The organism is Streptomyces sp. NPDC002130 (assembly GCF_040296465.1).
GTDB lineage: Bacteria > Actinomycetota > Actinomycetes > Streptomycetales > Streptomycetaceae > Streptomyces.
The window spans coordinates 1-1,437 of the sequence record NZ_JBEOXI010000828.1; the positions used below are offsets into that span (position 1 = coordinate 1).

Annotated in this window: 3 protein-coding genes; 2 read left to right on the forward strand and 1 reads right to left on the reverse strand. The window is 63.0% G+C overall.

Annotated elements, in window-relative coordinates:
* On the forward strand, positions 1-164 hold a 164-nt coding region (locus ABT116_RS46020; protein WP_351647150.1), incomplete at its 5' end, for a WhiB family transcriptional regulator.
* A gap of 54 nt (positions 165-218) precedes the next feature.
* Complete coding sequence (locus ABT116_RS46025) at positions 219-437, forward strand: hypothetical protein (protein WP_298772712.1); 219 nt, start codon at positions 219-221, stop codon at positions 435-437.
* 76 nt (positions 438-513) lie between these two features.
* On the opposite strand, the gene ABT116_RS46030 is transcribed toward ABT116_RS46025, so the two are convergent.
* Positions 514-1,437 (reverse strand): CNNM domain-containing protein (locus tag ABT116_RS46030; RefSeq protein ID WP_351647148.1); only part of this gene is annotated, 924 nt, incomplete at its 5' end.

Consider the following 1,437-nt stretch of genomic DNA (forward strand, 5'->3'; position numbering starts at 1 on the left):
CGTCAGGGACGGAGACCCGGCGACGAAGGACACCTCGCCCTTGCGCAGCGCGGCAGACCTGTCCTGTGCTCGGTCAGTGCCGCGAGTACGCCCTCGGTGCGGGTGAGCTGTATGGAACGTGGGGTGGCATGAGCGAAGCTGACCGAAGGCGGCACGCCCAGTGACGAAGTCGCGACGAGCGCGGGGCGGCAGATCATGCAGTCCGAGGATGCGATCAGATGTCGGGTGAGCCGGTGCCGCTGTCGGTTTACCGTATGGCGAGCGGCGAGCTCGTCAAGGAGTACCGCTCGTTGTATCGCCGGTGTGATCGCCTGACTCCGCGTGAGAAAGCACGGTTCTATTTCGTGAACGAGGAAATGAGGGCACGGGGGCTCGGGCATGGCATTCCAACTCCGGATACGCACGAGGGTATCGATGCCTGGGACGGGGAGATCTGAGATCTGATCGCGAGCTTTCCCGAACAATTGCTGTACGGATAGCGCTATCCGTGCGAAAGGCTGTCCTTATGCGGTGTCAGATCGCCGGTTCAGGGCGGGGGAACAGTCGTGAGAGAACATCGGAGAGGGTGATGATGCCGACCGTCGTTCGTTCGTCGGTGACCACGGCCAGGTGATTGCGACTTTCCCGCATCGCCGCGAGTGCGAGGTGGACGGGGGTGTCGGACGCAAGGGTGAATTCCGGTCGCATGATGGATTCGGCGTGGGTGTGGTCGGGTTGGAGCAGGGTGTCGCGGACGTGCACGATCCCAAGGGGAACACCGTTGTCGCGAACGAGGATTCGTAGGTGTCCCGATTGTTTCGAGATCGCCCGCACCTGGTCCATGGTCGCGGAGCTGGTTACGGAGGTCGGAGCTTTGCTGCTCCGAAGTAGATCGCGGACGGTCAAGGTCTGCATGTCGAGGGCGCCGGAAAGTTGCGCGGAGTATCCGGCGTCGAGGGCTCCGACGTTGGTGGAGTGTTCGACCAGGTGCCGCAAGGCGTCGGGGTCCTGGCCGCTGCCGACGTGATCGACCGGTTGCACACCGACTTTGACGAGGAACCAGTTGGCCATCGAGTTCAGCGATTGCAGTAGAGGTCGGGTGAGCCACATGAATCCGCGCATCGGGATGGCGAGCAGTGTGGCTGATTTCTCGGGGTGGGCGATCGCCCAGGATTTCGGTGCCATTTCGCCGACGACCAGATGCAGGAAAGTCACGATGATCAATGCGAGAACGAAACCGGCGACGTCCGCGATCCAGAGCGGCATGCCCCAACTCGAGAAGGCAGGGGTAAGCCAGTGATGGACAGCGGGTTTGGTGATTGCACCGAGCGCGAGGGTACATACGGTGATGCCGAGTTGGGAGCCGGCGAGGAGCACGGTCAGTTCGGAGGCGCTGCGTAGAGCGGCTCGGGCGGAGCGGCTGTTGGGGGCGGCATCTTCGAGGCGGTGCCGTTTGGC